This is a genomic window from Pantoea sp. SIMBA_079 (assembly GCF_046940275.1).
Taxonomy (GTDB): domain Bacteria; phylum Pseudomonadota; class Gammaproteobacteria; order Enterobacterales; family Enterobacteriaceae; genus Pantoea; species Pantoea borealis.
This window is the reverse complement of sequence record NZ_JAWRYR010000980.1, coordinates 1-232: the sequence shown is the minus strand read 5'-3', so window position 1 is coordinate 232 and position 232 is coordinate 1. Positions and strand designations below refer to the sequence as shown.

The following is a 232-nucleotide window of genomic DNA, read 5'->3' as shown; positions in this document are numbered from 1 at the left end:
CGTCGAGTTCGAGCTGGCTGGAGATGTCGGGATCCGAATCGGACAGCCAGCTGATGCTGCTGCCCCAGGCGCCGACGTAGAAGCCGCTGTCACCCGCCCACTCCAGACCGCCCTGCAGGGCCGGTTCGCCATCGGTCTGGGTGATGCCGCGGAACAGGTAATCGCTGGTCAGCGTGATCGAGCCGGAGACTTCCGCGTGCGCGGCGCCGGCGGACAGCAGTCCCAGGCAGGA

The 232-nt window shown here is 68.1% G+C and carries 1 protein-coding gene; it reads right to left on the bottom strand.

The window, feature by feature from the left end; genetic code table 11:
- A partial coding sequence (locus tag SB719_RS22865) for a TorF family putative porin (RefSeq protein WP_412160142.1) occupies positions 1–232 on the bottom strand: 232 nt, incomplete at both ends.